This window comes from Streptomyces sp. GL_140 (assembly GCF_057834465.1).
Map to the genome: position 1 here is coordinate 870,096 of NZ_CM174404.1, position 20,821 is coordinate 890,916.

14 protein-coding genes and 1 pseudogene are annotated in these 20,821 nt (G+C 70.8%); 11 read left to right on the forward strand and 4 right to left on the reverse strand.

All coding sequences use genetic code 11. The features are described from left to right. The first annotated feature begins 37 nt into the window (after nt 1–37). From metE to AC3IYJ_RS04115, 3 genes are all read left to right on the forward strand, one after another. A complete protein-coding gene (metE, locus tag AC3IYJ_RS04105) occupies nt 38–2,362 on the forward strand; it encodes a 5-methyltetrahydropteroyltriglutamate--homocysteine S-methyltransferase (protein ID WP_489399973.1) in 2,325 nt (774 codons plus the stop codon). An 85-nt stretch (nt 2,363–2,447) separates the two neighbouring features. Beyond that, nucleotides 2,448–3,317 carry a dihydropteroate synthase gene (gene folP / locus AC3IYJ_RS04110; RefSeq protein WP_489399974.1) on the forward strand — a complete coding sequence of 290 codons (870 nt, stop codon included), beginning with the start codon at nt 2,448–2,450 and terminating at the stop codon, nt 3,315–3,317. A 91-nt stretch (nt 3,318–3,408) separates the two neighbouring features. Then, entirely contained in the window at nt 3,409–4,239 is an 831-nt protein-coding gene (locus tag AC3IYJ_RS04115; protein ID WP_489399975.1) for a dienelactone hydrolase family protein, read from the forward strand. Nucleotides 4,240–4,250: 11 nt separating this feature from the next. On the opposite strand, the gene AC3IYJ_RS04120 is transcribed toward AC3IYJ_RS04115, so the two are convergent. Continuing rightward, on the reverse strand, nt 4,251–5,315 hold the full coding sequence (locus tag AC3IYJ_RS04120; RefSeq protein WP_489399976.1) for a T6SS phospholipase effector Tle1-like catalytic domain-containing protein: 1,065 nt from the start codon (nt 5,313–5,315) through the stop codon (nt 4,251–4,253). 89 nt (nt 5,316–5,404) lie between these two features. On the opposite strand from AC3IYJ_RS04120, the gene AC3IYJ_RS04125 reads away from it, so the two are divergent. The 5 genes from AC3IYJ_RS04125 to AC3IYJ_RS04145 all read left to right on the forward strand — a co-directional run bounded on the left by AC3IYJ_RS04125 (nt 5,405) and on the right by AC3IYJ_RS04145 (nt 12,909). Then, the gene (locus tag AC3IYJ_RS04125; protein ID WP_489399977.1) at nt 5,405–6,607 is read left to right on the forward strand and encodes a caspase family protein; all 1,203 of its coding nucleotides are present in this window, start codon (nt 5,405–5,407) and stop codon (nt 6,605–6,607) included. Continuing rightward, the gene (locus tag AC3IYJ_RS04130) at nt 6,604–7,893 is read left to right on the forward strand and encodes a hypothetical protein (RefSeq protein WP_489399978.1); all 1,290 of its coding nucleotides are present in this window, start codon (nt 6,604–6,606) and stop codon (nt 7,891–7,893) included. The genes AC3IYJ_RS04125 and AC3IYJ_RS04130 overlap by 4 nt, the downstream gene beginning before the upstream one ends. Beyond that, nucleotides 7,893–8,933, forward strand: a complete 1,041-nt coding sequence (locus tag AC3IYJ_RS04135) for a ComEC/Rec2 family competence protein (RefSeq protein WP_489399979.1) — start codon at nt 7,893–7,895, stop codon at nt 8,931–8,933. Before AC3IYJ_RS04130 ends, AC3IYJ_RS04135 begins: the two co-directional genes overlap by 1 nt. 135 nt (nt 8,934–9,068) lie before the next feature. Further along, a complete protein-coding gene (locus AC3IYJ_RS04140) occupies nt 9,069–10,091 on the forward strand; it encodes a hypothetical protein (RefSeq protein ID WP_489399980.1) in 1,023 nt (340 codons plus the stop codon). 208 nt (nt 10,092–10,299) lie between these two features. Continuing rightward, a complete protein-coding gene (locus tag AC3IYJ_RS04145) occupies nt 10,300–12,909 on the forward strand; it encodes a tetratricopeptide repeat protein (protein WP_489399981.1) in 2,610 nt (869 codons plus the stop codon). Between the two features lie 28 nt (nt 12,910–12,937). On the opposite strand, the gene AC3IYJ_RS04150 is transcribed toward AC3IYJ_RS04145, so the two are convergent. Both AC3IYJ_RS04150 and AC3IYJ_RS04155 read right to left on the reverse strand, forming a co-directional pair. Beyond that, nucleotides 12,938–14,119, reverse strand: coding sequence for a hypothetical protein (locus AC3IYJ_RS04150; RefSeq protein ID WP_489399982.1), 1,182 nt, complete (start codon nt 14,117–14,119; stop codon nt 12,938–12,940). Further along, complete coding sequence (locus tag AC3IYJ_RS04155; RefSeq protein ID WP_489399983.1) at nt 14,112–14,594, reverse strand: hypothetical protein; 483 nt, start codon at nt 14,592–14,594, stop codon at nt 14,112–14,114. Before AC3IYJ_RS04155 ends, AC3IYJ_RS04150 begins: the two co-directional genes overlap by 8 nt. Before the next feature lie 388 nt (nt 14,595–14,982). On the opposite strand from AC3IYJ_RS04155, the gene AC3IYJ_RS04160 reads away from it, so the two are divergent. Next, on the forward strand, nt 14,983–15,195 hold the full coding sequence (locus AC3IYJ_RS04160) for a hypothetical protein (RefSeq protein ID WP_489399984.1): 213 nt from the start codon (nt 14,983–14,985) through the stop codon (nt 15,193–15,195). 156 nt (nt 15,196–15,351) lie between these two features. On the opposite strand, the gene AC3IYJ_RS04165 is transcribed toward AC3IYJ_RS04160, so the two are convergent. After that, the gene (locus AC3IYJ_RS04165) at nt 15,352–15,624 is read right to left on the reverse strand and encodes a hypothetical protein (protein WP_489399985.1); all 273 of its coding nucleotides are present in this window, start codon (nt 15,622–15,624) and stop codon (nt 15,352–15,354) included. 396 nt (nt 15,625–16,020) lie between these two features. Here AC3IYJ_RS04165 and AC3IYJ_RS04170 point away from each other — a divergent pair. Both AC3IYJ_RS04170 and AC3IYJ_RS04175 read left to right on the forward strand, forming a co-directional pair. Beyond that, nucleotides 16,021–20,036, forward strand: a pseudogene (locus AC3IYJ_RS04170) (bifunctional nitrate reductase/sulfite reductase flavoprotein subunit alpha). Nucleotides 20,037–20,151: 115 nt separating this feature from the next. After that, entirely contained in the window at nt 20,152–20,775 is a 624-nt protein-coding gene (locus AC3IYJ_RS04175) for a LysE family translocator (RefSeq protein WP_489399986.1), read from the forward strand. Nucleotides 20,776–20,821 lie beyond the last annotated feature (46 nt).

Consider the following 20,821-nt stretch of genomic DNA (forward strand, 5'->3'; position numbering starts at 1 on the left):
GGGGCGTTCCTGGACACATCTCGCGAAGGAGAGTTCCGTGACAGCCAAGCCCGCAGCCGCGGCAGCACGAGCCACCGTGTACGGCTACCCCCGCCAGGGTCAGAACCGCGAACTGAAGAAGGCGGTCGAGGGCTACTGGAAGGGCCGCGTCACCGCCGAAGCCCTCCGCCGGACCGCGGCCGACCTGCGCCGTTCGAACTGGCAGCAGCTGGCCGACGCAGGCGTCCACGAAGTGCCGACCGGTGATTCCTCGTACTACGACCACGTCCTGGACACCAGTGTCATGGTCGGTGCCGTCCCCGCCCGCCACCGCGCGGCCGTCGAGGCCGACGTGCTCGACGGGTACTTCGCGATGGCCCGCGGCACACAGGACGTGGCCCCGCTGGAGATGACCAAGTGGTTCGACACCAACTACCACTACCTCGTCCCGGAACTCGGCCCCGACACCGTCTTCGCCGCCGACTCCACCAAGCAGGTCACGGAGCTGGGGGAAGCCCTCGCCCTCGGACACACCGCCCGTCCCGTCCTCGTCGGCCCCCTCACCTACCTGCTGCTCGCCAAGCCCGCGCCGGGCGTGGCCCCCGACTTCGAGCCGCTGACCCTGCTCGACCGGCTGCTGCCCGTCTACGCCCAGGTCCTCGCCGACCTGCGCGCCGCGGGCGCCGAGTGGGTCCAGCTGGACGAGCCGGCCCTGGTCCAGGACCGCACCCCGGCCGAACTGAACGCCGCCGCCCGCGCCTACCGCGAGCTGGGAGGTGCCACCGACCGGCCGAAGCTGCTCGTCGCCTCCTACTTCGGCCGGCTCGGCGACGCGCTGCAGGTACTCGCCGCCGCCCCGGTGGAGGGTCTCGCCCTCGACTTCACCGACTCCGCCGCCGCGAACCTGGACGGTCTCGCTGCGGTCGGCGGGCTGCCGGGCAAGCGCCTGGTCGCGGGCGTGGTCAACGGCCGCAACATCTGGATCAACGACTACCAGAAGTCCCTGTCCACCCTGGGAACCCTGCTCGGGCTGGCCGAGCGGGTGGACGTGGCCGCTTCCTGCTCGCTGCTGCACGTCCCGCTGGACGCCGCCGCCGAGCGGGAGGTCGACCCGCAGGTGCGGCGCTGGCTGGCCTTCGCCCGCCAGAAGACCACGGAGATCGTCACCCTCGCCCGGGGCCTGGCCCAGGGCACCGACGTGATCGCCGCCGAGCTGGCGGCCAACCGCGCCGACCTCGCCTCCCGCGCCGGCTCCGCCCTCACCCACGACCCCGCCGTCCGTGCCCGTACCGCGGCCGTCACCGACGCGGACGGCCGGCGGTCCCAGTCGTACGCCGAGCGCTCCGCCGCCCAGCGCACCCACCTGGGGCTGCCGCTCCTGCCGACCACCACCATCGGCTCGTTCCCGCAGACCGACGAGCTCCGCGTGGCCCGCGCCGACCTGCGCTCCGGGCGGATCGACGCCGCCGGGTACGAGGCACGCATCAAGGCCGAGATCGCGGAGGTGGTGTCCTTCCAGGAGAAGACCGGCATCGACGTCCTCGTGCACGGCGAGCCCGAACGCAACGACATGGTCCAGTACTTCGCGGAACAGCTGACCGGTTACGTCGCCACGCAGCACGGCTGGGTGCAGTCGTACGGCACCCGGTACGTGCGCCCGCCGGTTCTCGCCGGCGACATCTCCCGCCCCGAGCCGATGACCGTCCGCTGGACCTCGTACGCGCAGGCCCTGACGGCCAAGCCCGTGAAGGGGATGCTGACAGGACCGGTCACCATGCTCGCCTGGTCCTTCGTACGCGACGACCAGCCGCTTGGCGACACCGCCCGACAGGTCGCCCTCGCCCTGCGCGACGAGGTCAACGACCTTGAGGACGCGGGCACTTCCGTCATCCAGGTGGACGAGCCCGCGCTGCGCGAGACGCTCCCGCTGCGCGCCGCCGACCACGCCGAATACCTGGAGTGGGCCACCGAATCCTTCCGCCTCACCACCAGCGGTGTCCGGCCGGACACCCAGATCCACACCCACATGTGCTACGCCGAGTTCGGCGACATCGTCCAGGCCATCGACGACCTCGACGCCGACGTCATCAGCCTGGAGGCCGCCCGCTCCCACATGCAGGTGGCCGACGAACTGGCCGAGCACGGCTACCCCCGGGAGGCCGGCCCCGGCGTCTGGGACATCCACTCCCCTCGTGTGCCCAGTGCCGACGAGGCTGCCGCGCTCCTGCGCAAGGGGCTGGAAGCCATCCCGGCCGAGCGGCTCTGGGTGAATCCGGACTGCGGTCTCAAGACCCGCGGCTGGACCGAGACCCGCGCCTCGCTGGAGAACCTCGTCGCCGCCGCCCGCGAGGTCCGGGCGGAGCTGGCCGCCGACAACGGCTGACGCGGTCGAGGTCCGGGCCGGACGCCGAGGCGTCCGGGCCGGACCGGCCACGACCTGACAGCGACCACATACGGAGACGAACTGCATGTCCACCCACGCGCCGAACGCGGAACAGTCCCCCGTCGCGGGGCTGCCGGGCTGGGACCGGTGGGCGGTCATGGGCGTGGTGAACGTGACCCCCGACTCCTTCTCCGACGGCGGTCGATGGTTCGACGCCGCGACCGCCGTCAAGCACGGCCTGGATCTCGTGGCCGAGGGAGCCGACCTGGTCGGCGTCGGGGGCGAGTCGACCCGCCCCGGGGCCTCCCGTGTCGACGGGGACGAGGAGGTTCGCCGCGTGATCCCGGTCGTACGGGATCTGGTGGCCGAGGGTGTCCTCGTATCCGTCGACACCATGCGCGCCTCCGTCGCCGCCCGGGCGATCGACGCGGGCGCGGTCCTGGTCAACGACGTCAGCGGCGGGCTCGCCGACCCGGCCATGATCCCGACCGTCGCGGACAGCGGCGCCCCCTTCGTCGTGATGCACTGGCGCGGGTTCAGCCACGACATGAACAGCCGCGCGGTGTACGGGGACGTGGTGCGCGAGGTCGTCGCGGAACTCCGTACCCGCATCGAGGCCGTCGTGGCCGGCGGCATTGCGCCGGAGCGGCTCGTGATCGACCCCGGGCTGGGCTTCGCCAAACGGGCGGAGCACGACCTCGGCCTGGTCGCCGGACTGGCCGAAGTGTGCGCGCTGGGCCGCCCCGTCCTGGTCGCGGGCTCCCGCAAGAGGTTCCTCGGGCAGATCCTGGCCGGAACGGACGGCACACCACCGCCCGCGCACGGACGGGACGCCGCCACGGCCGCCCTGTCGGCGATCGCCGCCCACCAGGGCGCCTGGGCCGTCAGGGTCCACGACGTCCGGGCGACGGCGGACGCGGTCAGGGTCGCTCACGCGGTCCGGTCGGCCACCTGACCGGATGTGGTCGGGCCCATGCCAGACTCGCCTCGGCCGGCGAGCTCCGTTCGATGGCCGGATCCGGTGCACGGAGGGGATGAGGAGAGTCATGGCGGACCACGACCTGGCCGGTTATGAGCAGAGTACGTTCACGCACGAGGGGACCCGGCGCCGAATCCTGCGGCGCGGCACCGGCCCCGCCGTGATCGTGATGGCCGAGATCCCCGGCATCACCCCGAAGGTGCTGGAGTTCGCGGACCGGGTCGCGGAGATCGGTTGCACGGCCGTGCTCCCGGTGCTGTTCGGAGAGCCCGGCCGCGACCCCCATCCCGATGCACACGGCCCGCTGGGCACCGCACGGTACGCGATGTCATCGGTCCTCAAGGTGTGCGTGAGCCGGGAGTTCACCGTGCTGGCCACGGGCCGCAGTTCCCAGGTCGTGTCCTGGCTGCGCGCCCTGGCGGCCGCCGAGCACGAGCGGTGCGGCGGCCCGGGCGTCGGAGCCGTCGGCATGTGCCTGACCGGGGGCTTCGCCCTGGCCATGGCCACCGACGCCCGCTTGGTCGCGCCGGTGCTGTCCCAGCCGTCGCTGCCGGTGGCCGTCTCGGCGGGCCGGTCACGGACGATCGACATCAGCCCCGAGGAACTCGCCGTCGTACGGGGGCGCTGCGAGCGGGAGGGTCTTCAGGTCATGGGGCTGCGGTTCAAGGGGGACAAGTTCGTGCCCGGGGACCGGTTCGCGTTCCTGCGTCGCGAGCTCGGCGACGCCTTCGTCGCCGTCGAGCTGGACGACGACGCGGCCAACCCCGACGGTGTGCTTCCCCCGCACTCGGTGCTGACCGAGCACCTGATCGACTCCCCCGGCGAACCGACCCGGGCGGCGTTGGACCAGGTGCTGGGCCTGTTCCGCACCCGGCTGCTCCCCGCGAAGGAGGCCTGACCCGGGCCCCGTCAGCCGGTGCCCGGGTGCGGGACCAACCACTGCTCGTCCGCCCAGACGACACCGGCCGGGATCCGTCGGCCGTACTCGGCTTCGGACTCGACGCGCAGGCGGACGCTCTCGTGCACCCGGGCGCCGGCGGGGACGTGGCGGTGGCGGTAGGTGAGCAGGGCCCAGACGGCACCCATGCGGTGGACGGTGCCCGTCGCGTGGGCGGGGCCGAGTGTGACGTGCTGGGCGTACGCCCCGTCCTTGAGCAGCAGGCCGGAGTCGAGGGCGCCGTCCACGATCCACTTGAGGGTGACGGTGGGCAGCTTCGGGTCCTCCTCGAAGGTGCCGCCCACGTCCGAGTGGACTCCGGCGAACCAGACCTCCTCGATCAGCGGGCCCGGCTCCCCCGGCTTCTCCGGGGGCAGGACGAGGTACTCCTCGTACGGCCGGCGCTTCTCGTCGATGGAGACGGCGTGGCGGACCCGGCCGACGTTGGGAATCCGCCGTGTGTAGAGCCAGCGCAGGTTCCAGCGCAGAAGTCCGGCGGCCTTGACCGAGTCCCACAGTCCCATGAAGTGGACGGGGATGCCCGTCCGTTGGTCGACCTTCCTGCTGAACGCACCGGCGAACTCGTGCAGTTGATGCCAGTCGTCCTTGCTGAAGGTCCGGTTCTTGGTGTAGACGGCGATGGCGTACGGGACGAGGTTCTCCGAGCCGGGGCGGAGCAGGCCGACGGACTTGAGCAGCCCCGCGAGGGCGCGGGCGGTGTACGCGCCGCGGCTGAAGCCGAAGAGGAGGATCCGGTCGCCGGGTTCGTAATGGTGCATCAGGTAGGTGTAGGCCTCGGCGAGGTTCGCCTTGAGGCCGGAGCCGAAGGCGAGTCCGAAGAGCTTGGAGAGCTTGCGGGCCGGCAGCGACCAGGCGCCGGCGGCGGAGAAGGTGCCGACGCCGGGGTCGTAGTAGGCGATCTGCGCGGTGGGGTCGCGGAGGTCGAGCATCTCGTAGAGCTTGACGACGTTGGTGTTGCCGCGCGCCTTGAGCTGATTGCCCGTGCCGTCCAGGCACACCACGATGTTCTTGCCCATCACGGTCTCCGAGGGACAGTAGCCGCATTCATTTCTATAATAGGAGCAAAGCCTCCCACCGGCCTGCCGGTGCGTCACGCGGAGGTCCCATGGCCGGTTTCACTGTGCACCTGGACGAGAACGCGGGGCCGGCGTCCACGCACGCCCTCGTCATCGGGGTCGGGGCGTACGCGCATCTGAGCGGCGGCGAGTCGCCGACAAAGCACCCGGGCGCCGTGGGGATGCGGCAGCTGTCCTCACCACCTCTCTCGGCGCGCAAGTTCGCTACCTGGATGATCCGGGAGTACCACGACACGGGCCGGCCGCTGGGGAGCCTGGCCCTCCTGCTGAGCGAGGCGGCGCCGGGCCCCACCCCGGATCCGGCACCCGCCCCCTCCTTCGATCCGGGGACGGGAGAAGCGCAGAAGGTGGAACCGGCAACCATCGACAACATCGTGGCCGCCGTCAAGGAGTGGAAGGACCGGGGCGACCACGACGAGGCGCGACTGGTCTTCTACTTCTGCGGCCACGGCCTCTCGCTGGGGGTCGACACCTCCCTCTTGGCGGCGGACATGTTCGGGGACGAGAACAGCCCGCTGAACGGCGCATTGCACTTCGAGGCGCTGTGGCGGGGACTGAGCAGTTGCCGGGCCGCGCAGCAGGTCTTCTTCGTCGACGCCTGCCGGGCCGGAGCCGACCGGCTCTTCAAATTGGTGGGCGCGGACAACCTCGGACAGGTCCCGGTCTCCGGGAACGAACGGCCGGAAGGGTTCCTGCTGCGGGAGCACGCCGTCTTCTACGCGACCCTGCACGGCGAGGAGTCCTTCGCACGCCCCGACGAGGTCAGTTTGTTCACCAGCGCACTGCTGCGGAGCTTCGACGGCGCAGGGAGCGAGAACACCGAAGACCGCGTGTGGCGGGTGACCATGGACACCCTGAGGCACGCGATCACCCGCTTCATGAAGGAGCCTTCGTTCGCGGGCACCCTCACGGGCGCCGCGACGCCGGTCAGCCCCGAGTCGTTCGAGTTCGACTTCCACGAACTGCGGGGCGACCCGATCGTCCCCGTCTACATCGGGTGCCGTCCCAAGGAGGACAACGCGCTCGCCTCCTTCACCTGCCGGGCCGACGGGCAGGAGCCGCGGCGCCGCCCGCCGCCCCCGCCCGCCGAAGAGCCCGACACCGGCGAGTGGGCCCTCTTCCTGCCCTTCGGCCCTTACGAAGTCGAGGCGGTCCTCGGCGACGGAGACGTGCGCAGGGACCGACTCGACGCCCGCCCGCCCCTGTTCCGCGTCGGATTGGCCAGGCCATGAGCGCCGTACTCTCCGTCAGGCTCTTCCTCACCCCCTCGGGAGAGGCCGATGACTCGCTGATCGTCGGCGACATCCGCTCGGCCGACCTCGAAGCCAAGGACCTGCTCAACATCCTGATCCCCTGCGGAAGTTCGCCGCAGGCCAGGTCGTACAAAGTGGAGCCTGGCCGCTACCTCGTATCGGCTGCCCTTCCCTCCGGGCTGGTCCTGACCGAGAACACCGAGGCGAGGGAGGGCCAGGAGACCCCGGTCGACTTCCACATGACGGACTCTCCGTACGAGACGCACTCCTGGCAGTACCTCATGGGCAACATCGAGCCGGGCCCGGTCTACCACGGCCCCTCCAAGGCCCCGCTCGCAGAGTCGGTCGCCTCCCGGTCCATGGTCGCCCCCGCCCGCGACGCACCGGACGATGCCGCCCCCGCGACGGCCGTACCCCTGACCCGCCTCGCCACCTGGGTCGGTGATGCCGCGCCCGCCCGGTGCACCTTCGCTTCGATACTGGCGCTCGCGGCGGATCCGCCGGTCGCCCCGGTCGCCCAGCTGCTCGCCCGCGGGAAGCCCCGCGTCCTGCGGGAACCCGACGTGCGCGGGGAGGCCGTCGCCCCGCTCTACCGGTTCGGTCCGCACGGGCCGGTCGGACTCCCCGGCGAGCCCACCGGCGAGCGGCAGTTCCTGGTCGTGGAGGCTGCCGGATCCGTACGGCTGGTCACCCTCCCCCTGCCCTGGGACACGAGCGAAGTCGAGGTCCTGGTCAACCTGCGGCAGAGCCCGACCGGCAGCGCGGTCTCCGTGGCCGTCCGCGATCCGGAGGTCGGCGCGGGCCTCGCGTACATGGCCCAGGGAGCCCTGGACATGGCGGCCGAGCTGTTCACCGACGTGCAGGAGATGCTCTACTCCAAGTTCCTGAACCCGCTCGCGGCGGCCGCCGGGGCCTACGTCCTGATCGGCACCGACCACACGAGGGACGAGACGTACTGGGACCCCTGGGTGGAACGGCTCGCCGCGTCCTTCCCCTGGCTCCCCGACGGGGCGATCCTGCGGGCGGTCCGGCTGCTGCGCCGTGCCGCGCCGGACCGGGAGGGGGCCCGGAAGGGCCTGATAGAGGCCTTCGACCGCGGCATCCCGTTCTACACGCTCGGGCTGGTCTGGCTCGTGGAGGGGCTGTCCGCCTTCCCCGACGACCCCGAGTGCGCGGAGCGCCTCGACCGGGCGCGCCGGCTGTCCTGGCTGACCGACATGCGCGAACCGTTCCTGATTCTCGACCTGAGGCAAGGGAGTGCGTGATGATCCGGCTCAGGATGCTCCCCGCCGAGGACGGCGACTGCCTGCTCCTCGAGTACGGCGACGCCGACTTCGTCCGGCGGATCCTCTTCGACGGCGGACGGAACGGCACCTACGGGCGGATCAAGCCCCTGCTCGCCGAGCTCGACGGCCTGATCGACGTACTCGTGGTGACCCACGTCGACCAGGACCACATCCTCGGTGTGCTGGCGATGCTCGAAGACCCCGACCGGTCGGTCGAGTTCGGGGACGTCTGGTTCAACGGCTTCGACCACCTCCACGACCGCGAGGTCTTCGGCGCGGTGGAGGGCGAGAAGGTCACCACCGCGCTCATCACCCAGCAGATCCCCTGGAACAAGGCCTTCGGGGGCCGCAGCATCGAAGTGGGCCATCCACCGACCTGGTTCGACGACGGATCCACGATGGACGTGCTCGCACCGGACCGCCGGCTGCTGGAGTCGCTGATCCCCACCTGGAAGACGAAGTGCCAGGAGTCTGGGCTGATCCCCGGCGTGGACCCCATGGAGAGGGCGGCGACGCCCGGCGTCGAACACTTCGGCGCGATCGACGTCGACAAGCTGGCCGCCACACCGTTCAAGCGGGACGGCTCCCCGACGAACCCGACCAGCATCGCCCTGCTGTTCGAGTTCGAGGGCACCCGGATCGTCTTCACCGGCGACGCCGACGACCCGCGCCTGGTCGCCTCGATCCGGCCGCGCGCCGAGGACGAGGGAGGGCGTCTGCGGATCGACACCCTGAAGGTCGCCCACCACGGCAGCTCCAAGAACCTCTCGAACGAGCTCCTCGGCCTCCTCGACTGCGGGCGCTACCTGATCTCCACCAACGGAAAGATCCACGGCCACCCGGACGACATCGCCATCGCCCGGATCCTGAAGAACGGCGGGGCGGCCAAGGACCTCGTCTTCAACTACCGCGATCGGGCTGCCCCCTGGGACGTCGACGACCTGAAGCAGGAGTTCGGCTACCGCGTACTGAGTCCCGCACCGGGCGACGAGGACGGATTCATCACAGTGGAGTTCTGACCTGTCGGGCGCATCGACGACCCGCGGGCGGTGGAGCGGATACGGGTACACGGGTTCCGGACATGCTTGATCCATTTCAGGTCAGTCACTGTGCGTATCTGGACTGTTGCATTGTGTAGCCGTCAGAGTTGAGGGGTGATCACCCCCAAGGAATTGACCCAGCCTGCCGTGCGCGCTTTCGTCACGGCCCTCGTCGACCAGAACGCCGACGCCTTCCGCGAAACCGTCGCCAAGGGTTTCGCCTTCTCCTCCGAGGAGGAAACCGACGGTGCGGAAGCCTTTCTCTCCACCCGTAGCACCATCGTTCTCCACGACCAGAGCGCGAACGGCCTGACCGTCACCGGGCTCGCCGTGCGCCGGGACGAGGGCATCGCCGTGCGGTGGACCTTCACCCCGGTCGGAGGAAAGGTGGGAGTCCTGGCCGTCACCTCGAACATCGAACTGCCCAAGGCGTTCTGGGAGGAGGCCCTCCCCGTGCTGGAGAAGGTGTCCGCAGGCGCGGGGGAACCCGCCCAGGAGGACTTCCAGCACCCGGTCGGGCCGGGCGGCGAGTCGCACCCGCGGGGCGCACTTCGGCGCCGCGAAATGTGGAGCACGCAGTACGTGCACCGGTGGGGACCCGGCGCGCTCGGGGGCGTCGGCTGGATCAACACCGGCGAGAAGGCGTCCGACACCCTGTACCGCTCGTTCCGCAGCCCCACCTCGGACCGGCACGACGACCGTGGTCACAAGGGCGGCGTCAGCAGCGTCTCCTCGGACCTGACGGTGGAACTCCGCTGGGACGGCGACGGGTACCAGAAGGCCGCCGCGTCCTTCGCCGCGAAGCCGTACATGTGGGAGTCGGTCTGCTGGCTGGGGGAAAACGTCGAGCTCGTCGACAAATACGTGCCCGTGATCAAGGGCACGCTGACCCTGACCGGCCCGGACGGCACCGTGATCGCCACCGAGGCGATCACCGCGAAGGGCAAGAAGCCGCCCTACGAGCTGGCCTTCACCCGCGAGTTCGCCTTGAAGGACCGACCCGCCGGCACCTACACGCTCGCCTTCACCGACGCGGTGAAGACCGGCGGCCGACGGACCACGGACGGCGCGAACCACACGGGCAAGGACGAGGTCCGACTCCGCAACCACGTCATCACCTTCACCGTCGGCGGCTGAACCACCCGACGACCGAGGCGCCTCGCCACAGGTCGGGTCCGCGCGGTCCGTCGCCCTCGCCCCCGAGGAAGGCGTACCCATGGTCGTCCAGCACGGGCGGCCGGTAGGGCGATTCGGCCGCACTGCTGACTGCGGAGCCCACCGTGCCTCAGAGTTGGAGGCAACGGTCCCAGCTCGACCACACCGGTGAGACGAATGGGGAGGGTACATGGCCGGCAGGGCGACGTACGACGATTTCACCGGCGGTGACTCCGGCTCGGGCGGCTTCCTGCGGGACGACGGCGTCCTCCCCGGTGTCTCCGAGGGTCCGCTCTTCGGCCGGGGCGGCGAGGCGCGCGTCTTGCTGGACCTCCTCGACCCCCGGCGGCCAGGCGGGCGGGAAGTGGTGGCGGTGGTCATGGGGCCGCCCGGTACGGGCAGGTCCGCGCTCGTGTCCCGGGTCGCCCGTGAAGCCGCGGCGCGCGGCTGGTTCCCCGGCGGGGTGCTGCGCCTACCCGCCCCTGGCGCCCTCTCCCCCCGCACGCACCGTCCCCCGGACGTGGCAGTTGCCGTGGCCGCGGTGCTGCGCTTCCTCGGGCTGCCCGACAGGCAACTCCCTCCGGAAGCAGGCGCGTCCGACGCCATGACCCGGTTCCTGATGTCCTCCTTGGCGAACCCGGGAGAACGCAGGCTCGTGATCGCCGAGGACGTCACCGACGCCACCGAGCTCCAGTTCCTCCTGTCCGTGGAAACACCGCCCGTCCTGCTGGTCACGGCAGTCGACTTCCCGGACCTGACCGCCGCAGCCACGTTGCGACTGGGTCCGCTGGCCGAGGACTCAGCCGCTCGCCTGATCACGGACGCGCTGCCGTCGACCGGCCCGACGGACTCGCGTCGACCGGGCGGATCCGACGGGCTGCGCGAACTCGTCGCCAGCTGCGGGCGATTGCCCTCGGCCCTGGTGGCGGCCCGCGCTCTGCTGGCCGGCCATCCCGAGCTGTCGTTCGCCGCTCTGGCCGCGGAGTTGACCGCGAGCGGGACGAAGGCAAAGGCAGGGGAGGGGGCCGGCCAGCGAGCATTCCTCCCGTTTCTGACCGGCGTTCTGAACGCGGCTCTACGGCGGCTCGCGCCCGGCCAGGCCGAGGCGCTGCGGCTGCTCGCCCGGGCCCCCGGAGACGAATGGTCCACGCAGGCCATCGCCGCGCTGATCGGCTGCTCGCCCGCCGAGGTGACGGAACTGCTGGCCCTCCCCGCCCGGCTGCGACTCGTCGAGCGGTACGGCGGCGGCGAAGGTCACACCGGCGGCGACCGGTGGCGGCTGTCCGCTCACCTGCCGTGGGACCGGGCTCAGACCTCGTCCCCGTCCGGGCCCGCCGTCACGGACCGGGACGAAGCAGGGCTCGACCGCCTCCTCCAGCACTACGACGACCTGTCCGCGGCCGCCGACCGGCACGTCCGCGGCCGGGCCGCGGACCCGGCCGGCCCTTCTCCCTTCGCCGACCGCGACCAGGCACTGGGCTGGCTGGAGGCCCAGCGGGGCACTCTCCTCGCCGCCGTCCGTCACGCCGCGGCCTCCGGGCGTGCCGCGGTCGCACGGTCGCTGGCCATCCATGTGACCGAGTTCCTTGTCCAGGGACGGCGCCTTCATGACGTGCTGATGGTGTGCGGGACGGCGCTGGAAGCGTCCCTCGCCGCCGGCCAGGCGAACTCCGTCAGCAGTCTCGTGAACAACGCCGCCTTGGCACTTTCGGGTGTGGGCCTGCACGACGAGGCGATCGCCGCCTTCGACTGGGTCGCCGAGGCGTGCCAGACGGCGGGCGACGCCGAGGGCACCGCAGTGGCCTTGTCCAACAAGGGCGCCGTGCTCCACTCGGCCGGGCGTCTGGAGGAAGCGCACTCCGCCCTGACGTTCGCCCGGTACGTCAGCCGGGAGAACCGGGACGAGCACGGCGAGGGAGCCGTGCTGAACAACCTCGCCATGGTCCTGCGAGAGCTCGGCGACCTGGAGGGCGCACTGGAGGCCCTCGCCACGGACCTGGGGGCGTGCGTAACCACAGGCGACCAGCGGGGAACCGCGCAGACTCTCGTCAATCTCGCCTCGGTACTGAGCGAGAGTGAACGCCCGGAGGATGCGGCCGCCGCCGCGGCCCGGGCCGCGGCCCTCTTCGGCGAGTTGGGCGACCCGCACCAGCAGGCGATGGCGCTGTCCAATCTCGGAAGTCTGCTGTTGAACCTGGGCAGGGACGAGCAGGCGGTCGATGTCCTCGACGCCTCCGCCGTCCGGTTCGCTGAGGCGGGCGACCCGGCCGGTTCGCTCACGCCACTCAGGCAGCTCGCGCGGGCACACGATTCGGCCGGGCGGCGGCTCGAGGCCTGGGCGGTGCACTCCCGGTGTCTGACCGTGGCCTCGGCGGTGGGCGACGTGAAGTCGGCCGCTGAGGCGTTGGGCAGCCTGGGGAGCATTCTGATGGCCGCCGGACAGTTCGAGGAGGCGATCGCCGCGCACGCTCAGGACCTGGCCATCTGCCGAAGCATCGGAGACAGGGCCGGGGAGGGCCAGGCGCAGGGCAACCTCGGCCTCGCGCTCCTCGAAGCGGACCGGGTGGAGGATGCGGTCGCCGCCCAGATCGCGAGCCGGGAGATCAGCCGGGAACTGGGCAACCTGCGCTCCGAAGGGATGGCCTGCGCCAACCTCGGCGCCGCCCTGGCCCGGGCCGGCCGCACCGGGGAAGCCGAGACGGCGTTGGAACGGGCCCTGGAGATCTTCTCGGGGGAAGAGGACGCGCTGTACGCGCACGAGGTCTCCAGGCGGCTGGCCGAGCTGGCGGCCCGGGAATGACGGCGCGGGAATGACGGCGCGCCGCACCTCAGACCCGCGGAATCACCTTCTCGGCGACGTGGGCCACGAACTCGTCCTGGACCTGCCAATTGATGAAGTCCTTCAAGGCCCAGACATGCACTCCGTACGCCTTGGAGAGCTCCTCGGTCCGTAGCCGGTACACGTACCTGCGCACGAACCGCTTGCGTTCGGCCACCTGTGACAGCCGGAGCGCCTTCGCCTCGTCGCCGAGGTGACGCGCGAGCGCGGCCAGGATCTCCATGGTGACGAAGAAGCAGTCATTGGCCTCTGCCGCCCGCAGGATCGCCTTCACCGCCACGTCGGTGAACGGGTCTTCGGGCGCTCGGGAAGCGGATGCGGGGCCCCCGCCCTCCCCTGTGGCCTCGCCCGCCTGCCCGCCGTCTCGGCCACGGCGGACGCTGTTGACCTCCCAGATGGCTGCGTTCATGTTCCCGGTGAACGCGGCGCAGTCGGCCTCCACCTCGCAGCGGATCTCGTCCGGCATATGCGAGAGGAAGTCGGGAACCCGGCTGCGACCAGCTTCCCCGAAGTGGTCCATGTCGATGTGCGAGAGCTCGTGGCACAGCGTGAAGCGCACATTGGAGCGCCACAGCTGTCTGACCATGTCGGAGTACGGACTACTGGGCGGTACGCCGAACGGGATGACCGGTTGCGTCAGAGTCGGGTCGCGGTGGAGCGTCGCGCGGAGATAGGAGAGGACGCTCTCGTCCAGTGCTTCGACGCACTCCTGGTTCTCACGCACCCGGGCCACCCCGGCGTACTCATAGGCGAGCGGCAGCGCCCATGCGATGTTCGCGGAGAGCTCGCAGATCAGCGGAGCGACCGCGATCACGTGTCCGGCCTGCTCGCCGGGATTCGCGAACGCCCGGGACTCCATCGCGAGCGACGGAAGGAAGACCGCCTCGACCAGACCCGCTCTACGCCGAGTGCCCGGCCAGTCGGTGGTGCCGCTGTCGGACAATTCCACGGTGGCGTCGGCGATGAGCACGCCGTCGAGGATGTGCCGGAGCCCGTCGTTGGCCTCGGCGTAGGACTCCCATCCGCGCAGACCGCTCCCGGGAGCGATCCACCGCTGGACGAACTCCTGGTCGCCGAACACCCTGCCCAGCTTGGCCGCTTCCTTTGCCAGAGCCGGGTTCTGGTCGTCCTGGAAAAGGATGCTGCGGGCGTACCCTCGCGCCTCAGACACCAGGCTCGGTCCCGGCGGGGGTAATCCCGTCGGGGGCGGCCTCGGCCCCGCCCGCGCCGGTGGTGGGCTTCGCCGTCGGCGCCGGGTCGGCGGCAGGTGCGCCCTTCCCGCGGCCGAGCACCGCGAGCATGGTTTGCGCCGCTCCCTCCGCGTCCCGGACCTCCAGCCGGCCGTCCTTGCTCCGGATCACCATCACCCCGCGCGGGACCGACCCGTCCGACCGGATGATGATCTCACCGTCCCCGAGAGCGTCGATGACGATGCCCCGCTGGAACATCCTGCGCAGGGACCCGATCGCCAGGGTCAGCGCGGACACGGCAGAGGTCCCGACGATGAGGATCTCGTCCAGCGGAACGCTGCCCTTGGCGTCGACCACCTTGAAGTCGGCCGAGATCTCGCTCAACGCGGACTTGACGCTGTCGACTTCCCCCTGCTCCAGGGACGCGAGGAAACTGAAACGCGCGACGTCTTCCATCTCTCTCAATTCCTGTTCGGATCAAGCCTGTTGGCCGAACAAATCAACGGCAGCGTGCGAAAGGGGCCGACTTCCTCCTGCCGGTCGACTCCTGCTCCTGTCCACATTGCCCGGCTCCCCTTGTCCTCTCCTGCACCCTCCCGACCCCTGCGAAACCTGCTGAACTCCACCGGGGCCGGGCCTGCTGACGGTCCGGTGGATTCGGCGGCGCAGCTGATCTTCAGAGCGCGATGCTCGCGCTGGTCCTGGACGACGAGGGCCGGCCCATCGAGGACACGTCCGTCATCTCGGCTGCCGCAGCCGCGAAGGCTGGACGTCGGAACTGATCGAGGAGCGGTGCGCCACGGTCCACCGGGCCCAGGGCAAGGAAGCCGATGTCGTCGTCCTGGTGCTCGGCGGCGGCCGGCCCGGCGCCCGCGACTGGGGCGCCCGCACCCCGCACCTGCTCAACGTCTCCGCGAGCCGCGCCAAGCGCCGCCTCTACGTCATCGGCGAGCGCAGACTGTGGGCCCCGCTCCCGCACTTCGACGTCCTCGCCTGCGAGCTGACGGAGTTCCACCACCTCCGCGACCGCGCCACCTGGCCGCCGGACGGCGAGTGACCGCCGGCCAGGCGGCAGGGCGGAGGGCTGTCGTCTGCCCGTCACGGCGCGACGCCACCGGCGGGGCCGGCTCCTCTGGGCCTGTCCAGCAGATCTGATGCCGCAGGACAGGCCCCGGGCCCCGGGTTGGAAGGGCTCAGCCGAGACCTTCGGCTGTCAGTCGCACCGGCCGCACAGGTATTCGCGCGGCAGGGTGGACCGGGGATTGGCCACCCCCGGCACAGGGGCCCACCGGCCGCGGCGCGCCCGGTGCGACGGCGGACCGTACGGCGACTGCCAGGCCGGCCGGTCGCTTGGACCCGAGACACCCAGGTCTCGGCGCCGCAGGCCCGGAATCCGGAGCAGTTCGGCGGCCGAGCCGGGGGCGTTGTAGTTGTCGTTGTAGTTGTAGTTGCAGCAGGTGGGGACGACCACCCAGGTTCTGGACATGGAGATACACCGGTTCCAGTGAGAGGACCGCAGCGAAAAGGAGCACGGCGCACAGGTGCGACGCGCGACGGTTCAGCGCTCGGGGGGTCTCACTTGGTGTACATCGGCACGTCCTTGCCGGGGGGCGACTGCGGGCGGGAGCAAGTTAACAGCCCACAGGAATAGGGCTCCATTGAATTTTGGGCGGATGGCGATGTCTCCCGTCGGACGTCCGTGAGCGGCACTCACAGCACAGGAGCGAATGATGTGCGGCCGGGTTTACACCCCACACCCGCAGCGCGTGACGGCCCGGTAATGCGGGCTTCCTACGATCTTGGTCGTGGGATTCCTCCCACACCTGCCACAGCTCACAGGGCGTGCGCGGGGCGAGGACCGCTGGTCCGGAAAGGAGTCCCGTTGACGACGACGCCGGACTCGAAGGCGGAGAGCGTGCGTACGGTCTGTTCGTACTGCGGCGTCGGCTGCGGGATCGTTCTCGACATCGGCCGGGACGCCTCCACCGGCAGGCGCATCGCCAGGAAGGTCTCCGGTGACAAGGTCCATCCGACGAACTTCGGGCGGCTCTGCACGAAGGGGTCGACCAGCGCCGACATGATGGCCGCCTCCGGACGGGCCGAGAAGGCCCTGATCCGTGCGGAGCGGGGTGCCGAGCCCGCGGAGGCGGACGTGGACACGGCGATCACCGCCGTGGCCGGCCGGTTGCGCACGCTCCTGGACGAGCACGGCCCCGACGCGCTCGCTTTCTACGTCTCCGGGCAGATGTCCCTGGAGGCGCAGTACTTGGCGAACAAGCTCGCCAAGGGCTTCGTACGGACCAACCGGATCGAGTCCAACTCCCGGCTGTGCATGGCCAGCGCGGGCACCGGCTACAAGCTCTCGCTGGGCTCTGACGGACCCCCCGGCTCCTACCAGGACTTCGACCGGGCCGACGCGTTCTTCGTCATCGGCGCCAACATGGCCGACTGCCACCCGATCCTGTTCCTCCGGATGATGGACCGGATCAAATCGGCCGGGGCGAGGCTCATCGTCGTCGACCCGAGGCGCAATGCCACCGCCGACAAGGCCGACCTGTTCCTCCAGATCAAGCCGGGAACTGACCTCGCGCTCCTCAATGGAATCCTCCACCTCCTCGTCGAGAACGGGCACACCGACGAGGCCTTCATCGCCGAATTCACCGACGGCTGGGAGGAGATGCCCTCCTTCCTCGCGGACTACGCCCCGGCACGGGTCGCCGAGACGACCGGCATACCCGAGGCGGACATCCGGCAGGCCGCTCGGTGGATCGGCGAGGCGGGTGAGTGGATGAGCTGCTGGACCATGGGACTCAACCAGTCCACCCACGGCACCTGGAACACCAACGCCCTGGTCAACCTGCACCTCGCCACCGGGGCGATCTGCCGTCCGGGCTCCGGTCCGTTCTCGCTGACCGGTCAGCCGAACGCGATGGGCGGACGCGAGATGGGATACATGGGGCCGGGCCTGCCCGGCCAACGCTCGGTCCTCGTGGACGAGGAGCGGGCCTTCATCGAGGATCTGTGGGGAGTGGAAGCGGGCACCCTGCGCACCGAGGTGGGCCGGGGCACGGTCGAGATGTTCGAGCAGATGGCCGCCGGTGACATCAAGGCGTGCTGGATCATCTGCACCAACCCGGTCGCCTCCGTCGCCAATCGCAGGACCGTCATCGCCGGCCTGGAGGCCGCCGAACTCGTCATCGCACAGGACGTGTTCGCCGAAACCGAGACGAACGTGGCTGGGACCTGCGGGGCGTCACCTACGAGCGCCTGCGCGAGACCCCCGTGCAGTGGCCGGCCGCGTCCCCGGAGGGCGACGACCGCAACCCGATCCGCTACCTCAACGACGGCGTCAGCCAGAACCTGCTGGAACGCGCGGACGGCAGCCGCCCCCGACTGGCGTTCCCCACCCCCTCCGGCCGGGCCCAGTTCTTCGCCCGCCCGCACCTGCCCGCCGCGGAACTCCCCGACGACGACTACCCGTTCGTCCTGAACACCGGCCGCCTGCAACACCAGTGGCACACCCTCACCAAGACCGGCAAGGTCGCCAAGCTCAACAAGCTGAACCCGGGCCCGTTCGTCGAACTCCACCCGGACGACGCCGCTGCCATGGGAGCCGAGGACGGGGACCACATCGAGGTCGCCTCCCGGCGCGGACGCGCGCTCCTGCCCGCCGTCGTCACCGACCGGGTGCGCCCCGGGAACTGCTTCGCACCGTTCCACTGGAACGACCTGTTCGGCGAGTACCTCAGCATCAACGCCGTCACCAACGACGCCGTCGACCCGATCTCCTTCCAGCCCGAGTTCAAGGTCTGCGCCGTGGCGCTGCGCGTGGTCGCCGCGCCACAGTCCCCGGAGTCCGTACCGGCCCCCGCGACCACGGCGGCGCCCGTCCCTGCGCCGCAGCCACAGGGCTTAACCGCCGCGGCGCAGGCCGGCGGGGTGGCCACGGCCGTCTCCGCTCTCGCCACCTTCTTCGGTCTGCCCGATCTCACCGGACCGACGTTGGAGGAGCCGGAGCGACGGTACTTGGCCGGGTACCTCGCCGGTGTCGCCCAGGCTCCGCCCGGCGGCGTACCCGTACTTCCCGCGAACGCGCCCTTCGCCCCCGCGACGGCGCTCTGGGTGGACGGCGTGCTGGCGGGCATGTTCTCTCGCAGCGCTCCCCCCGCTGCTCCCCCCGCCGCGCCCCTCGCTCCCGCCTCGCCGAGCCGGGCATCGACCGCCCCCGAGGCAGCCCCGCCCCGGCGACTGATCGTGCTGTGGACCTCGCAGACCGGTAACGCCGAGGAGTTCGCGGCCACCGCGGGAGCCCGCCTCGACCGGGCCGGCCGGACCCCGACCCTGCTCGCCATGTCCGACACCACGCCCGCTCAACTCACCACCGACAGCGACCTGCTGATCATCGCCAGCACCTTCGGCGACGGCGACAGCCCGGACAACGGCGCCGGCTTCTGGCAGGCCCTCGCCGCCTCCGATGCCACCCGCCTGGACGGCCTGCGCTACTCCGTACTCGCCTTCGGCGACTCCAGCTACGACGACTTCTGCGGCCACGGCCGCCGCCTGGACGAACGCATCGCTGAACTCGGCGCCACCCGCCTGCACCCTCGTACCGACTGCGAGCCCGACTACGACGAAGCCGCCGGGCAGTGGCTCGAGCGGGTCGCCGGCGCCCTCGCCGAGGAGGCCGACCGCCTGCCCAGGACGGTCCCGGCACGGACGGCGGTCGACACGGCCGGTCCTGCGTCGCCCCCGACTGCCGAGCCCACCGCACCCACCGTCCACTCCAAGGCATCCCCGTTCGCCACCCTGCTGGTGGGGAACCGCCTGCTCAGCCTGCCCGGATCACAGAAGGAGGTCCGGCAGTTCGCCTTCGACACCCGTGGCGGAGAGCTCGCGTACGAGGCCGGGGACGCCCTCGGGGTGTGGCCGACCAACGGCTCCGGACTCGTTGCCGAATGGCTCGCCCTCACCGGCCTGGACCCCGCGGCAACCCTCGTCCTTCCCGACGGCGGCGGCATCCCTCTCGGCGAAGCCCTGCGGACCCGCTTCGACATAGCCCGCATCACCCCGGACCTCCTCAAGTTCATCGCCGCCCGCACCGGGGACCGCGACCTCCAGCGGCTGCTGCGTCCGGACAGCAAAGGCGAGTTGGCCAAGTGGAGCTGGGGCCGGCAGGCCGCCGACGTCATCGGCTCCTTCCCCGTCCGGGCCTGCGCGGCCGAGTGGGCCGGAGTCCTCAAGCGACTCCAACCCCGCCTGTACTCCATCTCCTCCAGCCCCCTCGCCCACCCCGGCGAGGTCCGTCTGACGGTCTCCGTGGTCCGCTACACCAACGAGCTCGGCCGGGACCGCAAGGGTGTGTGCTCCACCTACCTGGCGGACTGCGCCGACGACGGTCCGGTGCAGGTGTTCGTACGGCGCTCGCCGCACTTCCGCCCGCCCGCCGCATCCCCCACCCCGATGATCATGATCGGTCCGGGTACCGGAGTCGCGCCGTTCATCGGCTTCCTCGAGGACCGCCGGGCCAACGGACACACCGGCCCCAACTGGCTGTTCTTCGGCGAACAGCGCGAGGCCACCGACTTCTACTACCGCCAGGAGCTGGAATCCTTCCTCTCCTCCGGGCACCTGGACCGCCTCGACGTCGCCTTCTCCCGCGACCAGCGCAACAAGATCTACGTCCAGGACCGCATACGCGAGCACGGCCCGCGCCTGTGGCGCTGGCTGCAGGACGGCTCCCACCTGTACGTCTGCGGCGACGCCGGCCGCATGGCCAAGGACGTCGACCGGGCCCTGCACGAGATCATCGGTGCGCACGGCGGCATGGACGCGGAGTCGGCTGCCGCGTACGTACGGCAGATGGCCGGCGACAAGCGCTACGTCCGTGACGTCTACTGACCCACTGATCCACTGATCCACATGTGACGAGTGCACCGCCAAAGGGACTGCAGAGGTGACCAGTTGACGCCGCCACGCCCGGCACGCCCGTCACGGACCGGGATAGCCTCACCGGATGCATTGGCATCAAGTACTCGGCTTCGTGGCGGCGGTGACACCACTCGCCTTGATCCTCTGGACCAGCTTCGCCCTGGTCAGCCAGAAGGTGATCTCCGGTTCCCGGCATGACGGCATGCTGGTCGCCCTCGGCACGGTCTGCGGGCTGTTGGTGCACGCGACGTTCGCAGCGGTCGGCCTTTCGGCACTGGTCATGGCCTCGGCCAGAGCCTTGACCGTGGTGAAGGTCCTCGGTGGTGTCTACCTCGTCTGGCTGGGAGTCGTTACGTGGCGCTCCGCACGAGCGGACACGGCCCCGGCAAGGCCTCGACGCCTGCGCTCGCCGTGGGCCGGCCTGGGAGGGTTCGGTCAGGGCCTGTGGTCGAACGTCCTCAACCCCAAGGCCGCCTCCGTCTACCTCACCCTCGTTCCACAGTTCCTCACGCCACATGACGCGATCGCTCCGCAGATCGCCGTACTGGCGGCCGCCCATGCCACGGTGGTCCTCCTCTGGCTGCTGTTGCTGACGTCGCTCGTCGCGGCGACGCGCAAGGCCTTCGAGACCCCGCGCTTTCGACGCGGAACCGCGCGGCTGACGGGTACGGTGCTGGTCGCCCTCGGATTGCGGACGGCGGCGGCGTAGCCGGACTCGGCGGGCGCCACTGTCGAAAAGATCACAAGGCACATGG